Here is a 14850-nt window from a genome sequence, read left to right on the forward strand (position 1 = left end):
CGCAAGACGCTCGGCTGGAATACACCAGCCGAGCGTCTACGTGATCTACTCGCCGTCTGAGCCAGCAGTGTTGCAACGACCGCTAGAACTCGAGCCTGCGGTCCGGGGCCCCTGTGCCGTGCGTGCGCGCTTCGGGTGTGCGCGTCGGCTGCGTTCCGGCCTCAGTAGGCGCCGAAGACGTTGTCGATCGAGCCGTACCGGTCCGCGGCGTAGTTGCACGCGGCCGTGATGTTGGCGACCGGGTCGTAGCTGTCGGTCGAGGTGCCGGGCACGTGGTACGCCTGGAAGGTCGGGTCGATGACCTGGAGCAGCCCCTTGGACGGGGTGCCCTTGACCGCGTTGGAGTCCCAGTTGTTGATCGCGGCCGGGTTGCCCGAGGACTCGCGCATGATGTTGCGGTGGATGCCCTCGTACGTGCCGGGGATGCCCTGCTCGGCCATGACCGCGAGCGACTCCTTGATCCAGCCGTCGAGGTCGTTCGTGTACGTGACGGCCTTCTCGGCGACCGGAGCGGCATTCGCCGCGGGGGCGGCTTCGGCGCGCTCCGAACGGTCGGCGCGGTCCGCCGCGCCGCCGCGCGCGGCGGCCGGGGAAGCCTTGTCGGCCGACGGAGCGGCGGCCTTGTTTCCGAGAGTCAGCTTGATACCCGGCTGAATCAGATCGGGATTGTCTCCGATGATCTTCCGGTTGCCTTCGTACAGCTTCTCCCAGCCGCCGCTGATCGAATATTCGCGGGCGATCTTGGAAAGGGTTTCACCGGCCACGACGGAATGCTGGGCGGGCGCGGCCCGAACGGCGGAATTCACCTGTGCGGGCGCCGGGACGGAGGTCGCGGCCTGCGGTGCGGCGGCGGGCGCGGGGACCGCGAAGGCGCTGGTGGCACCGATCACCGGCAGAGCGAGAACGGCTCCGCCGGCAGTCACGGCGGCGAGGCCGCGGCGCAGCGAGGTGGACGGGGAACGACGGTGCTTACCCTGTGCGGGCATGGGGGATTTCCTCTCCGGCGCCTGCGAGGTGAGCTGTCGGGTTCAGACGGGAGATGTCTGGCCGCACGGTGGTGCGACTTCACCCCAAGCCGTTCCGGTCACGGATCGGCGACTTACCTGGTTCCCCCGCTCCTGCCGTGCGTGAGTGGGTTTCGGATTCCTGGACGGCGGCAGGATTCGGCGTTCCGTCCGGATTGACCGTGACCGTAGGCGAGAAACGTCGGACAGAACAAGCCCGCATTCCGCTTTGCCTTTCCCCCGCAAGATCGAATGAGGGAATTCCCGGACCGGGCCGCGCCGTCACGGCGTCAACTTTCTTCGCACAGAAGGGAACCGAGACCTCCGCTTCCGCGTCCGCCCCCTCGGGCGTGACGCTCACCACTCCCTCGCGCCGATGGCGAAAACAAGCCTGAGCAAATGCCTCAGCAATCCCAATAGTCCCCTTCGGTGAATATCTCGACCAAAAGAACCAAAACGCCCATATAGGCATAGCGAAACGGACTAATCGGACGCCCGTGGCGGGGTCGGTCGAGAGGCCCGCCAGGGGATCGCTTACGGTGTGCGGTGGAGACTAGTAAGCCGACCCTTACCTCCGACGTACGCTGTACCTGCCCGCGTTCGCCCGCCCCGAAGGATCACCACGCCATGACACGCCCCGTCCGCGTCGCCATTGTCGGAGCCGGCCCCGCCGGTATCTACGCTGCGGACGCGCTGCTCAAATCCGAGGTCTGCCAGGACCCGGGGGTCTCGATCGACCTCTTCGAGCGCATGCCCGCGCCCTTCGGCCTGATCCGCTACGGCGTGGCACCCGACCACCCGCGGATCAAGGGCATCGTCAAGGCCCTCCACCAGGTGCTGGACAAGCCGCAGATCCGCCTCTTCGGAAACGTCAGCTACCCGCACGACATCGGCCTGGACGACCTGCGCTCGTTCTACGACGCGGTGATCTTCTCCACCGGCGCCGAGGCCGACCGGGCGCTCGACGTTCCCGGCATCCAGCTGGAGGGCTCCTACGGCGCGGCCGAGTTCGTCTCCTGGTACGACGGGCACCCCGAGGTCCCGCGCACCTGGCCGCTCGCCGCGGAGAAGGTCGCCGTTCTCGGCGTCGGCAACGTGGCCCTGGACGTGGCCCGCGTCCTGGCCAAGACCGCGGACGAACTGCTGCCCACCGAGATCCCGGACAACGTGTACCAGGGCCTCAAGGAGAACAAGGCGCTGGAGGTCCACGTCTTCGGACGGCGCGGCCCCGCGCAGGCCAAGTTCAGCCCCATGGAGCTGCGGGAGCTGGACCACTCCCCCAACATCGAGGTCATCGTCAACCCCGAGGACATCGACTACGACGAGGGCTCCATCGCGACCCGCCGGGAGAACAAGCAGGCCAACATGGTCGCGCAGACCCTGGAGAACTGGGCGATCCGGGACGTCGGCGACCGCCCGCACAAGCTGTTCCTGCACTTCTTCGAGTCCCCGGTCGAGATCCTCGGCGAGGACGGCAAGGTCGTGGGGCTGCGCACCGAGCGCACCGAGCTGGACGGCACCGGCAACGTCCGGGGCACCGGCACGTTCACCGACTGGGACATACAGAGTGTCTACCGTGCCGTCGGCTACTACTCGGAGGAGCTGCCCAAGCTCCCCTTCGACGTGGCCTCCGGCACGGTCCCGCACGAGGCCGGGCGCGTCATCTCCGGTGACGAGCACATGGCCTCGGTCTACGTCACCGGCTGGATCAAGCGCGGCCCGATCGGCCTGATCGGGCACACCAAGGGCGACGCCAACGAGACGGTCGCCTGCGTCCTGGAGGACCGTGCCGCCGGCCGTCTGCCCGAGCCGGCCACGCCGGCTCCGGAGGCCGTCGAAGCCTTCCTCCAGGACCGCGGCGTCCGGTACACGACGTGGGAGGGCTGGCACAAGCTGGACGCCCACGAGCAGGCGCTGGGCGCGGCCCGGGGCCGTGAGCGGATCAAGGTCGTCGAGCGCGAGGGCATGCTGGAAGCCTCCGGCGTCTCCGGGCCGGCCGAGCGCCCCGCCGGCGTCTGAGCGGCGGCACGCCCTCCGCGCGGCCGGACCCGGGGCCCTATGCCGAGCGCCCCGGGTCCGGCCCGCGGAACGTGCGCCCCGGCTCGGGTCCGGACGGCCCGGCCGCCGGGGGCCGGGCCGTCCGGGTCCGTGCCCAGCGGGCGGCGAGCAGGAGCGCGATGTCGTCGGGGCGGGCGGTCGCCGCTCTGGCCTCGTCGATGACCCGGTCGGCCGTGTCGGCCAGCGGGACCGCGCCGATGCGTTCGACGGTGGCGCGCAGCCGCTCGATCCCCTCGTCGATGTCCGTCCCCGGGCGTTCGATCAGCCCGTCCGTGAAGAGGGCGAGCATCGCCCCCGGTTCGAGGCGCAGCTCCGTGACCGGGTGGACCGCGTGCTCGTCGATCCCCAGCACGATGCCGCCCGGCAGGTCCAGCACCTCGGTCCGGCCGTCGGGCCGCCGCAGCACGGGCTGCGGATGCCCCGCCCGTACGGCGCGGGCCACGCCGGTCGCCGGGTCGAGGGCGACGTAGCAGCAGCTCGCGAACTGACCGGGGTCGAGGTCGATGAGCAGCCGGTTCGTACCGCTCATCACCTCCTGCGGATCGTGGTTGTTCAGGGCGAAGGCCCGTACCGCACTGCGCAGTTGCCCCATGGTCGCGGCGGCGGAGACACCGTGGCCCTGCACGTCGCCGATGATCAGGGCGAGTTCGTGCCCGGTCTCGATGACGTCGTACCAGTCGCCGCCCACGTCCATCCCCTGGGTGCCGGAGAGGTAGCGCCCCAGAGTGTCCACCCCGTCCACCTCGGGCAGCCGGTGCGGCAGCAGGGCGTCCTGGAGTCCGCGGGCGAGGGCCGCTTCGCTGTCGTAGCGCTGGGCGCGCTGCAGGGCCTGGGCGATGAGCCCCGCCAGTGCGGTCAGGACCGTACGCTCCTCGGGGCTGAAGCCGCGGGGCCGGTCGAAGCCGAGGATGCAGGAGCCGACGGGCCGCCCCGAGGCGATCAGCGGCAGGAACGCCCGCGCCCCCACGTCCGCGTCGATCGGGATGCCCGGATACGCCTCTGCCAGGCGCTGCATGGACTCGAAGAAGATCGGACGGCCCGTGGTCAGGGTCTCCACCCCCGGGATGCTGACGTCGAGCCCGACCCCGTCGAACCGGTCGAGGAACCCCTGGGGGAACCCCGTCTCCCAGGCCAGGTGGAGATGGCGCTCATTCAGCAGGTAGATGGCGAGCTGACGGCCGCCGAACGCGGGCAGCAGCTCCTCCGTGACCACCGCGGAGACCTGACGGGCCGTGACCGCCTCGGTCAGGGCGATGGCGAGGGCCACCGGCCGGTACAGCGCGGAGGAGCGGTCGGCGGTCGACCCGATGCCCAGCCCCGGGGAGGTGACGGAACCGGGGGCGTAGGCCGGCCGGCCGGTCTCCTGGAGGACGACGCTCACCCCGTCGTGACCCGGGTACAGGGACACCGAAAGCCAGTGCGAGGGCGGGCGGCGGGCGAGGAAATGGGCCGGCTCACCGGCGATCAGCGCGGCCCGGTAGTGGTCCTCGTGGGCCTCGTGCCCGAACCACGGCAGGGCCTGCCACACGATCTGGCCGACGAGCTCAGCCCGGGAGTGGCCGAGCAGCTCCTCGGCGAGGCCGTTCGCGTAGGTGATCCGGCCCAGCCTGTCGAGGGAGAGGATGCCCCGGGGCAGTCGGTCGGCGGCTTCCGGGGTGACGGGTTCCGCACCGAGGTCCACCAGGAAGCCGCTGAGACGGCCGGTGGACACATCGCCCTCCGGGAGCGTCCGACGGCCGGACAGCTCCAGCAGACGGGACCGGCCGTCGGGGCCGCGCAGCCGCATGCGGCGGACCACGGGTCCGGCCGATTCCACCGTCCGGCGGGCCAGCGCCCACAACCCGTGCACATCCTCCGGGACCAGCCGTTCGGCGAGCGCGTCGACGGTGCCGGGGAAGGCGGCGGGCTCGAAGCCGAGGATCGCGCAGAGTTCGTCGTCGGCGGAGACCCGCCCGGATCCCGGATCCCAGTCGAAGCGGCCGATCCGCACCGGGGGCGTGACGGCGGCGGGCAGTTGCACGGGGGCCGGCTCGCCCTCCCATCCGCAGTCGACGCCCCGCGCCTCCAGATCGGTGAGCGCGGCCCCGAGCCGTCGGCCGAGGCGGTGCAGCCGGTCGCCGTCGGCGGGGGCGACCGGCCGCCCCGGCGTGGAGGGCCGCAGGACCGCCAGCACGCCCAGGGGCCCCCGGGGGCCGGCGACCGGCACCCACAGCGATCCGAAGGGGAAGGGCAGCCCGGCCATCAGCTGGGGGAACCGGCGCATCGCCTCCTCCGCGTCGGAGAGCAGCACGGGCCGCCCCGAGCGGTAGACCTCGGACACCGGGAAGGGCCGGTTGACCTGCACCCGCCACCAGGGGCGGAACAGCGGGGCCGGCAGGCCGGCGAGCATCGCGAGCCGCAGCAGTCCGGGCGTCCTGCCGCGCAGATAGACGCCGCCCGCGTAGCCGTCGCCCGACTCGACGGCGCTCACGAGGGCCTGCGCCAGTTCGAGGGACAACGCGTCGGGCACGCGGCCGCCCCCCTCCTGCCCGGCTGCGGCCCCGTCTCCGTCGGGCGGGGGATGCCGCGTCGTACCGTGCCGGGTCACACAGTCAGCATGCTCCCGGTACGGGGTGGCCCGCACCTCCGGCGACCGGCCGCCCCGGCCGCCGGTCGCCGCGGGGTGTCAGTGCAGCTTGGCGACGGCGGTGCGGGTCGTCTTCCCGAACCCCTCCAGCGGTGCGCCGTCCAGTTCGCCCAGCTGCCCCCACTCGACGACGGTCACCGTCCGGCCGTCCCGGCCCACGGAGTAGAGCCCGATGTCGGTGGAGCCGACCTCCGGGTGGGACGTGTCGATGCTGTAGACGTGCGCGCCCTCCTCGATGTCGATCCGACCGTGGTACAGCGCCTCCCCCTCCAAGCCGGGGTTCTGCTCCTTGAGCCGGTCGAGGCAGGTCTCCAGGGCGCCGCGGAGTTCGGCGGCGAGCGTCCTGGCCCGGGCGGTACTGGCGGCGACCGTGATGGTCTGGCGGGCGCCGGTGTCCAGCTCGGTGCGGAAGTCACGGTGGCGGGTGCCGGCCGTCGGGGTGGTCCCGGCGGTGCACACCGACCCATCACCGGGCACTCCCTGGCGTACGGGACCGGCCGTCCAGGGGGTGAGCGAGGCGGGCAGCTGGCCGGCGCTCAGGAACTTCGGCGGAGCGGGAGCGGGGGCCGGCGCCGCCGCGGCGGGCGCCTGGGCCAGGGCGGTGACGGCCAGGCCGGTGGCCGCGGCGGTCAGGAGTGCGGTGCGAAGAGTGCGCATGGTGGCTTTCCCCGTTTCGGAGAGGTGCGGTCAGGTGGTCGTCCGGCGTCGTTCCGCGTCGTACGGAGCCCGGTGATGAGCGGTACGGCGGCGGTACGGGAACGGCATCAGCGTGGGCCGCCGCCCCGGATGCGGACAAGCACGACATGGCTTCCCGCCGGGCTGGAACCGTCCCACCCCCCGGTGACGTGGGTGTTCTCGGAGGGCTGGAACGCCCTGCTGGAACGGCGGCTGGGAGGTCGAGCGGGTTGGTTGACGCCGAGGGGGCCGCACGGGCGGCGCTGGCGGAGCGGATGAGCGCGCTGCGGGAGGGGTCGGGTCGGACGTACGCGTCGCTGGCCCGCCGCATCGGGGTCAGCGGCTCGACGTTGCACCGGTACTGCACGGGGCGGACGGTGCCCGTGGAGTTCGCCCCCGTCGAGCGGCTGGCGCGGTTGTGCGGTGCGCCGGCCGGGGAGCGGGAGGCGCTGCACCGTCTGTGGATCCGGGCGGACGGCGAGCGTCTCGGCCGGCCGGGGGCCGCGGAGACGGAGCCGGTGGTTCCGGTGGGCACTCCGGCCGGGGGGCCGGCGTCGCCCGGGAGGCGGGAGCCGGACCGCGCCGCCGGGGGCGCTCCCGGAGTCCGGTCGTTCGAGGGCCCCGGGCCGGCCGGCGACGAGACGCCTCGCCCCATGGCGTCCGCGGGTTCCCGGGACGCGGCCACGCGCGGGAGCGGGCCTCCCCGCCGGCCCGTGCGGGGGCCGCGGCGGGCCCACCGGTACGGGCAGGGGCTCGGAATCCTGGCCGTGGCGGCCCTCGTCCTCGCCCTGGTCGCGGCCTTCGGAGACGCGGGTCCCGCGGGTCCGGGTCCGTCGGTGGCACAGCGCCCGGGCGCGCCCCCGGCCCTCGCTCCCGAGCCCTCCGCCTCCGGCTCCGTCGCGCCCGCCAAGCCCCGGACTCTCCCGAGCGGGGCCGCTCGGGAGACTCCGTCCGCGAGTCCCCTGCCCACCGTGCCGTCCGGCACCGGTCCGCGCGCCGAGGTGCTGCCTGCGCCGTCCGGATCCACCTCGGGGCCGGCAGACGGGCGGACGCCGTTCACCTGGACCGTCGACGGTCACGTCTGGAAGAACGGCTGCGACCACTCCTACCTCCTCGACCGGGCTCCCGCCGCCGTCCCGCCACCGCCGGCCGAGGCGGACGCGGCGGCCTGGGCCGGCGCCCTCGGCGCGGTGCACGCGGGCGAGATGGGTGTGCGGATCACGCTCCAGGGCCGGGACGAGCGGGCCGTGGTGCTGGAGGCCCTGCGGATCCGGGTGGTCGAGCGCCGGCCGGCGGCGGAGGGGCGGGTCTACCGGATGAGTTCCGGCTGCGGCGGGGCGCTCACTCCGAGGACCTTCGACGTGGATCTCGACGCGCCGCGCCCCGTCGCCCGCTCGGTCGCCGGCAACGACTCGGGCGAGCCCATCGCGGCGGTCGCCTTCCCGTACAGCGTCTCGGTCACCGATCCCGAGGTCCTCCTGCTCACCGGCCGTACGGTCGGCTGCGACTGCGACTGGTACGCGGAGCTGGCCTGGAGCAGCGGCGGCCGGTCCGGCACGGTGCGCGTCGACGACGGCGGACGGCCGTTCCGTACGAGCGGGGTACGGGGGCGGCCCGTGCTCGACCACGACACCGCCACCGGCCGCTGGGCGCCCGTCGGGGCGGCCTCGTGACGTGGTGGCCGCCCGGGCGCCCGGAGGCGTGCGGGGGCGGATGCGCCCATGCTGGTGGGGCGGGCGGCGTGCCCGCGGGCCGGAGGGCCGCAGACGCTCCTGGTGGAGGTGCCGATGGACCCCGTCACCGCCCTGCGGCGGATCGCCTTCCTGCTGGAACGCTCGCAGGCCGCCACCTACCGGGTGAAGGCATTCCGTACGGCCGCCGCCGCCGTGGAGGCGATGGCCGCCGGGGAGGTCGGTGAGCGGGCGGCCGGACAGTCCCTGGAGCGGGTCGCCGGGATCGGGCCCCGCACGGCCGGGGTGATCCAGGAGGCGTTGGCCGGCGAGACGCCCGGTTATCTCGTCCGGCTGGAGGAGGAGGCCGCGGCAATGCCGCCCCCCGAGAAGGGCCGGGACCTCTTCCGGCGGCTGACGGGCGACTGCCATCTGCACTCGGACTGGTCGGACGGGGGCAGTCCGATCGAGGAGATGGGCCGGACCGCCGCGGAGCTGGGGCACGCCTGGGCGGTCCTCACCGACCACTCGCCCCGGCTGACGGCCGCGCGCGGCCTGTCGCCGGAGCGGCTGCGGGAGCAGCTGGCGGTGGTCGCGCGGCTCAACGAGGAGTGGGCCCCCTTCCGCCTGCTGACCGGGATCGAGTGCGACATCCTTCCGGACGGCTCGCTCGACCAGGAGCCCGAGCTGCTGGAGCGGCTGGACATGGTGGTGGTCTCCGTCCACTCCAAACTGCGGATGGACCCCGGCCCGATGACGCGGCGGCTGGAGGCCGCGGTGCGCCACCCCCGGGCGGATGTGCTCGGCCACTGCACGGGGCGGCTGCTGGCCGGGCGCGGGCGTCCCGAGTCACGGTTCGACGCCGACCGGGTCTTCGCGGCCTGCGCCGAGGCCGGGACGGCGGTGGAGATCAACTGCCGTCCGGAGCGGCGGGATCCGCCCCTTCGGCTGCTGCGCGCGGCCGTCGCGGCGGGGGCCCTCTTCGCGATCGACACGGACGCGCACGCCCCGGGGCAGCTCGACTGGCAGCGTTCGGGGTGTGCCCGCGCCGAGGAGTGCGGGGTGCCTGCGGACCGGGTGGTGACGACCTGGAGCGCGGAACGGCTCCTGAAATGGGCCGCCTGACCCTCCCGCACGCGTCCGCCCGCCGCCCGGAGGAGCGGTAGGCCCTCCGGACGGCGGGCGGACGGGCGTCGGCAGGCTACTTCTCGGGGTGGATGTCCCCGGCCGCCATGGCGCTCTGCTGCTCGCTCCGGTCCCGGATCGTCCGGGACTTCTTCTCCAGCCGCTCGCGCTCGTGCGGGTCGCTCGCGCGCTCCGCGGCGTCGGCGAGCTGCTGGGCCTTCTCACGCATCTGCCGAGCCAGGTCGGCGGGTTCGTCCGAACCGCTCATCATCACTCCTTGGACGCTGGGACTCTGCCCCCAGCGAACCAGCCACCGGCCGCATCCGCATCCCGCGCGGGCGGTCAGACGGGCTGCCGGCCCAACCGGCGCAGGAGCGCGCGCAGCCGGGGATGGCGCGCGTGCGCCTCCGCCGAGCGGCGGTCCAGCTCCTCGCCGAGGCGCTTGGTGCGCTCCTCGATGTCGAGTTCGGCCAGCACCCGGTCGACCTCGGCGAGGAGCGCGCCGTGCAGCTGCCACTGGCGCGGGTGCTCCTGGACGTCCTCCAGCAGCAGGTCGGCCACCCGGTCGCGGGTCGCGCGGCTGCGGAGGAGCGCGTCGGAGAGCTGGTCCTCCGCAGCCTCCGCGTCGGCGGCGAGCTGGGTCGTGACCAGTACGGCGAAGCTCTCGATCGCCTCGGCGAGGTGGCCGAAGAGCTCCTGGAGCAGTTCCGTCACATCGTCCGGGAACAGCGACTCCTCGGTGCGGGCCTTCGCCAGGTCGGTGAGGGTGCGGGACAGGACGCGCAGGACCACGGCGCAGATCTCCAGCGTGTCGAGCCCGGTGCGCAGGACGACCCGGGGGAGCAGCCCTTGTCTCACCCTGGGGTTGAGGGTGAGACTTTCCTCGGCCTGTCGCAGGGAGGCGTCGACGTCCACGATGTCGTGGTCGAGTCGGCGGGCCTCGTGGAGCCGGGCGGCGGCCCGGGAGACGGGGTTGTTCCCCACGACTTCCTCGCCCATGCTGCGCAGCATCGTGCCCATCCGGGCGGCCAGCGACTCGATGGAGGAGCCGGCCGAGCCGACCCAGACGGGCGGGGCGAGGAGCAGGTTGAACAGGAGCCCGACGACGGCGCCGATCAGCGTCTCCCACACCCGGTCCCAGGCGGTGTCGGCGACCTGGGAGACGCCGAGGACCAGCATCGCGCTGATCGCCACCTCGGGCACGAACTCGTTGACCCGTACCAGCCGCCCGATCAGCAGCGCGGTGAAGATCGTGAGGCCGAGGCTCCACCAGCTCAGCCCCACCAGAGAGCTGAAGGCGCTGGCGATGAGGACGCCGACGACGACCGCGTTGACTCGGCGGATGCCGGTGGTGAGGGTCGCGTACAGGGTCACCTGGACGACCAGGAGCGCGGTGAGGGGCGCGGTCAGCGGAGCCGGCTCGGGCAGCGCCCAGACGGCCACGGAGTAGGCGATGACGGCGGCGGCCGTCGAGCGCAGCGTCTGCACCCCGGCGGGTTCGGTGGTGCGTTGCACGAGCTTGACGACGGGGGCGGAGACTCGGGGCATTCCTTGACGGTGCCCGAATTCCCGCGCCGCGGCACTCCCCCGGCCGGGGCTCCGCCGTACGGCCCCGCGCCCGGGGGCATCCGGACGGCGTGCGCGGGGGCGCGGTCGGAGAGACCCTGGAGGCATGGCTGTTCTGTTGAACCCCCCAGGAGAGACACCGCCGGCCGAGGGCTCCATCGGCGAGGCCCACGAGGAACGCCCGGACGGGGGGCTGTGGGAGCACCCCGGCCTCTGGACCGCCCTGATCGTCCTGGGAGCGCTGGTGGTCGCCGGCTTCTTCCTCGCCCGGATCTTCGGTTACGGGTGAGCGGCGAGGCTTCCGCGTCGGCGCGTCGGATCACCGACGCGCTGCTGGAGGAGCATGGCCGGACGTATGCGGCGGAGGCGGGCATCCGGTTGCGCGACACGCCGCAACCGCTGTACCAGCTCCTGGTGCTGAGCCATCTGCTGAGCGCCCGGATCCGCGCCTCGGTCGCCGTGGCCGCCGCGCGGGCGCTGTTCGCGCACGGTATGAACACCGCGCGCCGGATGGCCGACGCGACGTGGCAGCAGCGTGTGGACGCGTTGGGCGAGGGCGGTTACCGCCGCTACGACGAGCGGACCTCCACCCAGCTCGGTGAGGGCGCGCACCTCGTCCTCGACGCCTGGAAGGGCGACCTGCGCCGGCTGCGCGCGGAGGCGGACGGCGACGGTGACGCACTGCGGGCGGGGCTCCGGCGCGTTGGGGGAATCGGGCCGGCCGGTGCCGACATCTTCGTGCGCGAGGTCCAGGACGTCTGGCCGGAAGCCGGATTCCGGGTCGGCGAGAAGGGCCTCCAGGGAGCCGAACGGCTCGGTCTGCCCACCTCCCACGGCGGGCTGTCGGAGCTGGCGGGCGACCGGAGCCGGGCCGCGTTCGCCGCCGCACTGGTCAGGGCGGCCCTGGACCGCGAGATCGTCGAGTCGGTCGGGGAAGCGGCTCGCGCCCGGAAGTGAGCCGGACGCCGCCGACCGGGCCCCGGCGTCCGGGAGCTGCTTTCGCGCGGGCACCCGTCCCGCGTGGGCGGGCTGGGCCGACCACCGGCAGGCGCCGCGGCTCGGGAGGACGGATCGGACGGGCGAAGAGGCCCGCGCCCCCGACGACGGTGCGGGCCTCTCGCCGCTTCTCTCAGCGGCCGGAGGCCGCCCGCCCCGCGCGGGCCCGGGCCTCCTCGCGGCGGGCCTCGGCCTGTTCCCTCCTGCCTTCGGCCTTGAGGCGCTCGTCCTCCAGGGCGATGCCGTCCGATTCCTTGATCATGCCTTTGAGCCGCCGCGCCCTGGCGCGTGCGATCTCGGTGCTCTTGCCCACAGCTGCCTCCATGCCGCCAGGGAGATACGCGTATCTCCCTCCACTATGCATACCCGCGGGGCAGAACGCAGGGGGCCACGGCCCCTCACCTTCAAGTCGTCGTGGGAAGGCGAGGGGCCGTGGCCGCCGTGCGTCGCAGGCGGGCGGGCGCGCGAGGACGGGTCCTACAGCAGGGGGTCCTCGTCCTCGTCCGGCCCGCCGCCCTCGACCCGCAGCGCGAGGTCCTGGAGGACGTCCGCCGACGACACGTCGGTCTGCCCGGAGTCGTGGACCTGCGCCAGCATCGTGAACGCGAGGGTGAAGGCGCTCACGAGCTGTTCGACCGCACCGCCGACCTCACGCCCGACGACGGTGACCACGTCCTCGACGGAGAAGTCGTCGGGGATGGCGATGTGGGGCATCGTCTCGTTCAGCAGGGCCGTGACGGCGCCCGCTCCCGCGTCCATGTCTTCCCGTTCGAGGTCCGCCTCCAGCAGACGCTGCATTTCGCGCGCCTCCGTGAGGATGCCGATCACGCGCTTCACGACTTCCCGTTGCTCCATGGGCGCGAGCATAGGGCGTGCGGCCCGGTCGCAAGGTCCGGTCGAGTTGACTTGCCTCCGGTTGCCGCAGCGCTTTCGCGGCCGAGAAGGGGCAGGTCCATGGAGTGTGACCCGACATCGTCCACCGTCGAATAGGCCCCGGGAGCGGGCTCTCCGGGAGTTCCCGGAGGAGCCGCGCCTTTTCAGCCGTTCCCGTCCGGTGGGCGGACGAGGTGCCCCGGGCGCTTCGTGCGCGAGCGGTTCTCCCGCATCGCCCGGCGGATTCCGGCCGCCGTGGAACGCGCGTGTTCCGGAGTCGCCGTGTGGTCGGCCACCGAGGTGACGAAGCGGTGCAGCGGCTGCCGGCAGCGGGTGCACGGGGTGTCGGTGGTGAGGAGGTAGCCGTCCTCGCACTGCGGGTCGGCGCACGAGCCGGGCCGCAGGAGCTGCTCCGCGATGTCCTGGGCGCTCCACCGGCGGTGGCCGTCCTCGTCCTTCTCTCCCAGGGCGTGTGCCCAGCGCAGGTTCCAGCGGCGTTCGACGCGCTCGCGCAGGAGGCCGGCGCTGCGGACGGCGAGTTCCTGGTGGATGAGGTCGTGCACCGTGCTGGGCAGCCGGCCGCCGAGAGCCTGGAGGAGCTGGGGCGGCAGCGCCTGGAGGACGTAGCCGGGCGGGTTGCTCCGGGCGCTCTCCCGCCAGCGGTCGCAGGCGCAGGACCCGTCGGGGCGTTTCGGGGCGTGGCAGCGGCCGCACAGCCCGCGGCACTCGGCGCACAGCCCGCCGTCGAGCCCGTCCAGATACGGCGCGGGCGCCCGGCCGCACTCGTGGCAGCAGGCCGCGCACGGCCCGCAGAGCCGCTCGTTGCCCGCCTTCGTCGTCCAGGTCCGCAGCTGGCACCGGCAGCACAGGCCGGTGTTGCAGTACTCGTGGTGGGCGGCGCCCGCGTGCCGGCCGGAGGGCGGAAATGACATCTGCCCATTGTGCGGGATGTCCGGGCACGGCGTGGACCGGCCGCCGGCGCCGGCGGTACCCACGCCGGGGCCGGATGCGGGGCGGGGGGGTGACAGGGGCGGGGCGGGTGTCAGGGGTGGAGGCCGCTGACCAGGTCGGCGGTGGCCCCGACACTGTCGTGGATGGTCGGCGCCATGCTCGTGCCGGCCAGGAAGAAGCCCAGCAGGACACAGACCAGTGCGTGCGAGACCTTCAGCCCGCCGTTGCGCAGGAAGATCACTGCCAGGATCAGCATGAGCAGGACCACTGAGATCGAAACGGCCATGGCCAACCTCCTCCGCCGCGCCGGATTTGCGGCTTTCGGCCGCCAGTGTGGCGCAGCGGAGGGGCTGTCCGGCGCACTGGCGTGTCCGCCGAACGGGTACATCCCGGCCGGCGGAGGTTACGGGGCCGGGGCGCGGTCACCGCGAGCGCGGAGGAAGCGTTCGAGTCCGGCCAGGTCGTCGGTGTTGAGGTGGTCGACCCCGGCGGCGAGCAGTTCGGACCAGACGGCCTCGCGTTCGGGGCCGGGCAGGTCGGGTGTGGCCCAGAAGCGGATGCGGCGGCCTTCGCGGTGGGCGGTGGTGACGAGAGTGCGGAGCCGGTCGCGCTCGGCCCGGGGAAAGGGGCCCGCGCCGAGCCAGCCGAAGCTCCGGGTCCAGTTGGCGCTGACGAGCGGGGCGAACGAGGCGGGCGCCGCGGTGCCGAGGTCGTCGAGGCGGCCGTCGTAGAACGCGTACCGGGTGCGCTGCGCCTCCATGGGGGCCCGGGCGGCGCGGTCGCCGGAGATCACCGGAGTGAGGGCGCCGGGGCGGACGCGGCCGTGGCTGTAGCGGGTGAGGATCCGGTGGTGGCGGCGCAGCTGCCGGTCCAGTTCCTGGTAGGCGGCGACGCCGTCGGCCTTGATGTCGATGAGGAGTTGCAGCGGGGCGCGGTGGTGCGGGCGGACAGCGCCGTGCCCCGCGCGGACCAGGGCGGCGAGCGGGTCCAGATAGAGCGAGGCGAGAGTGCGAGTGGGGTCGAGCGTGGCGGGCTCGTGGGCCACGAGCAGCTCCCCGTCGACGAGGAAGACGTCCGCCTCGACGCTGGTGAACCCGTGCGCGAGCGCGTCGTGCAGCGGCCGGGGGTGCAGGTAGTCGTTGTGCGCGTGGGCGTGGCGCAACGGCCGCGGGCCGCGCGGGCGGGCGGGTGCGGCGACCGCCGTCGCGGTGGGGACGGCGACGCCCGCGGCGACGGTGGCGAGGGCGACCGTGAGCGCGCGGCGGCGGGTGGTACGGGCCATGGGGACTCCCTGGGCGGCGGACGG

At 73.7% G+C, this 14850-nt stretch carries 14 protein-coding genes, 1 pseudogene and 1 riboswitch; of the genes and pseudogenes, 5 read left to right on the plus strand and 10 right to left on the minus strand.

Annotation, left to right across the window (positions count from 1 at the left end; all coding sequences use genetic code 11):
• Positions 1-161: 161 nt before the first annotated feature.
• Complete coding sequence (locus tag ACIQMU_RS26240; RefSeq protein ID WP_402689837.1) at positions 162-986, minus strand: transglycosylase SLT domain-containing protein; 825 nt, start codon at positions 984-986, stop codon at positions 162-164.
• A 5-nt stretch (positions 987-991) separates the two neighbouring features.
• Positions 992-1144, minus strand: a riboswitch (cyclic di-AMP (ydaO/yuaA leader).
• A 487-nt stretch (positions 1145-1631) separates the two neighbouring features.
• Between ACIQMU_RS26240 and ACIQMU_RS26245 the strand changes: the two genes are divergently transcribed.
• A complete protein-coding gene (locus ACIQMU_RS26245) occupies positions 1632-3023 on the plus strand; it encodes an FAD-dependent oxidoreductase (RefSeq protein WP_352242704.1) in 1392 nt (463 codons plus the stop codon).
• Between the two features lie 18 nt (positions 3024-3041).
• Here the strand turns inward: ACIQMU_RS26245 and ACIQMU_RS26250 are convergent.
• Together ACIQMU_RS26250 and ACIQMU_RS26255 are read right to left on the minus strand one after the other, a co-directional pair.
• A pseudogene (locus tag ACIQMU_RS26250) lies at positions 3042-5649 on the minus strand (SpoIIE family protein phosphatase); the annotation flags it as partial.
• Between the two features lie 78 nt (positions 5650-5727).
• Positions 5728-6345 (minus strand): hypothetical protein, encoded by a 618-nt coding sequence (locus ACIQMU_RS26255; RefSeq protein ID WP_352242702.1) that lies wholly within the window; start codon positions 6343-6345, stop codon positions 5728-5730.
• A gap of 248 nt (positions 6346-6593) precedes the next feature.
• On the opposite strand from ACIQMU_RS26255, the gene ACIQMU_RS26260 reads away from it, so the two are divergent.
• Positions 6594-8036, plus strand: coding sequence for a helix-turn-helix domain-containing protein (locus ACIQMU_RS26260; protein WP_402689838.1), 1443 nt, complete (start codon positions 6594-6596; stop codon positions 8034-8036).
• Positions 8037-8150: 114 nt separating this feature from the next.
• A complete protein-coding gene (locus ACIQMU_RS26265; RefSeq protein ID WP_402689876.1) occupies positions 8151-9158 on the plus strand; it encodes a PHP domain-containing protein in 1008 nt (335 codons plus the stop codon).
• Between the two features lie 76 nt (positions 9159-9234).
• On the opposite strand, the gene ACIQMU_RS26270 is transcribed toward ACIQMU_RS26265, so the two are convergent.
• Positions 9235-9426 carry a DUF6381 family protein gene (locus ACIQMU_RS26270; protein WP_352242700.1) on the minus strand — a complete coding sequence of 64 codons (192 nt, stop codon included), beginning with the start codon at positions 9424-9426 and terminating at the stop codon, positions 9235-9237.
• 74 nt (positions 9427-9500) lie between these two features.
• Positions 9501-10706, minus strand: coding sequence for an aromatic acid exporter family protein (locus tag ACIQMU_RS26275; protein WP_352242699.1), 1206 nt, complete (start codon positions 10704-10706; stop codon positions 9501-9503).
• A gap of 124 nt (positions 10707-10830) precedes the next feature.
• On the opposite strand from ACIQMU_RS26275, the gene ACIQMU_RS26280 reads away from it, so the two are divergent.
• Together ACIQMU_RS26280 and ACIQMU_RS26285 are read left to right on the plus strand one after the other, a co-directional pair.
• Positions 10831-11013 carry a DUF6480 family protein gene (locus ACIQMU_RS26280; protein ID WP_352242698.1) on the plus strand — a complete coding sequence of 61 codons (183 nt, stop codon included), beginning with the start codon at positions 10831-10833 and terminating at the stop codon, positions 11011-11013.
• The gene (locus tag ACIQMU_RS26285) at positions 11010-11681 is read left to right on the plus strand and encodes an endonuclease (RefSeq protein WP_352242697.1); all 672 of its coding nucleotides are present in this window, start codon (positions 11010-11012) and stop codon (positions 11679-11681) included. Before ACIQMU_RS26280 ends, ACIQMU_RS26285 begins: the two co-directional genes overlap by 4 nt.
• A gap of 172 nt (positions 11682-11853) precedes the next feature.
• Here ACIQMU_RS26285 and ACIQMU_RS26290 read toward each other — a convergent pair whose 3' ends face one another.
• The 5 genes from ACIQMU_RS26290 to ACIQMU_RS26310 all read right to left on the minus strand — a co-directional run bounded on the left by ACIQMU_RS26290 (position 11854) and on the right by ACIQMU_RS26310 (position 14826).
• The gene (locus ACIQMU_RS26290) at positions 11854-12033 is read right to left on the minus strand and encodes a hypothetical protein (protein WP_352242696.1); all 180 of its coding nucleotides are present in this window, start codon (positions 12031-12033) and stop codon (positions 11854-11856) included.
• A 164-nt stretch (positions 12034-12197) separates the two neighbouring features.
• Positions 12198-12587 carry a hypothetical protein gene (locus ACIQMU_RS26295; protein ID WP_356725729.1) on the minus strand — a complete coding sequence of 130 codons (390 nt, stop codon included), beginning with the start codon at positions 12585-12587 and terminating at the stop codon, positions 12198-12200.
• A gap of 170 nt (positions 12588-12757) precedes the next feature.
• Positions 12758-13525: a hypothetical protein gene (locus ACIQMU_RS26300; protein ID WP_352242694.1), complete on the minus strand. Its 768-nt coding sequence runs from the start codon at positions 13523-13525 to the stop codon at positions 12758-12760.
• A gap of 110 nt (positions 13526-13635) precedes the next feature.
• On the minus strand, positions 13636-13830 hold the full coding sequence (locus ACIQMU_RS26305; protein ID WP_352242693.1) for a hypothetical protein: 195 nt from the start codon (positions 13828-13830) through the stop codon (positions 13636-13638).
• A 117-nt stretch (positions 13831-13947) separates the two neighbouring features.
• On the minus strand, positions 13948-14826 hold the full coding sequence (locus ACIQMU_RS26310; RefSeq protein ID WP_352242692.1) for a phosphatidylinositol-specific phospholipase C/glycerophosphodiester phosphodiesterase family protein: 879 nt from the start codon (positions 14824-14826) through the stop codon (positions 13948-13950).
• Positions 14827-14850 lie beyond the last annotated feature (24 nt).

It is taken from the genome of Streptomyces sp. NPDC091649 (genome assembly GCF_044756785.1).
Classification (GTDB): Bacteria; Actinomycetota; Actinomycetes; order Streptomycetales; family Streptomycetaceae; genus Streptomyces.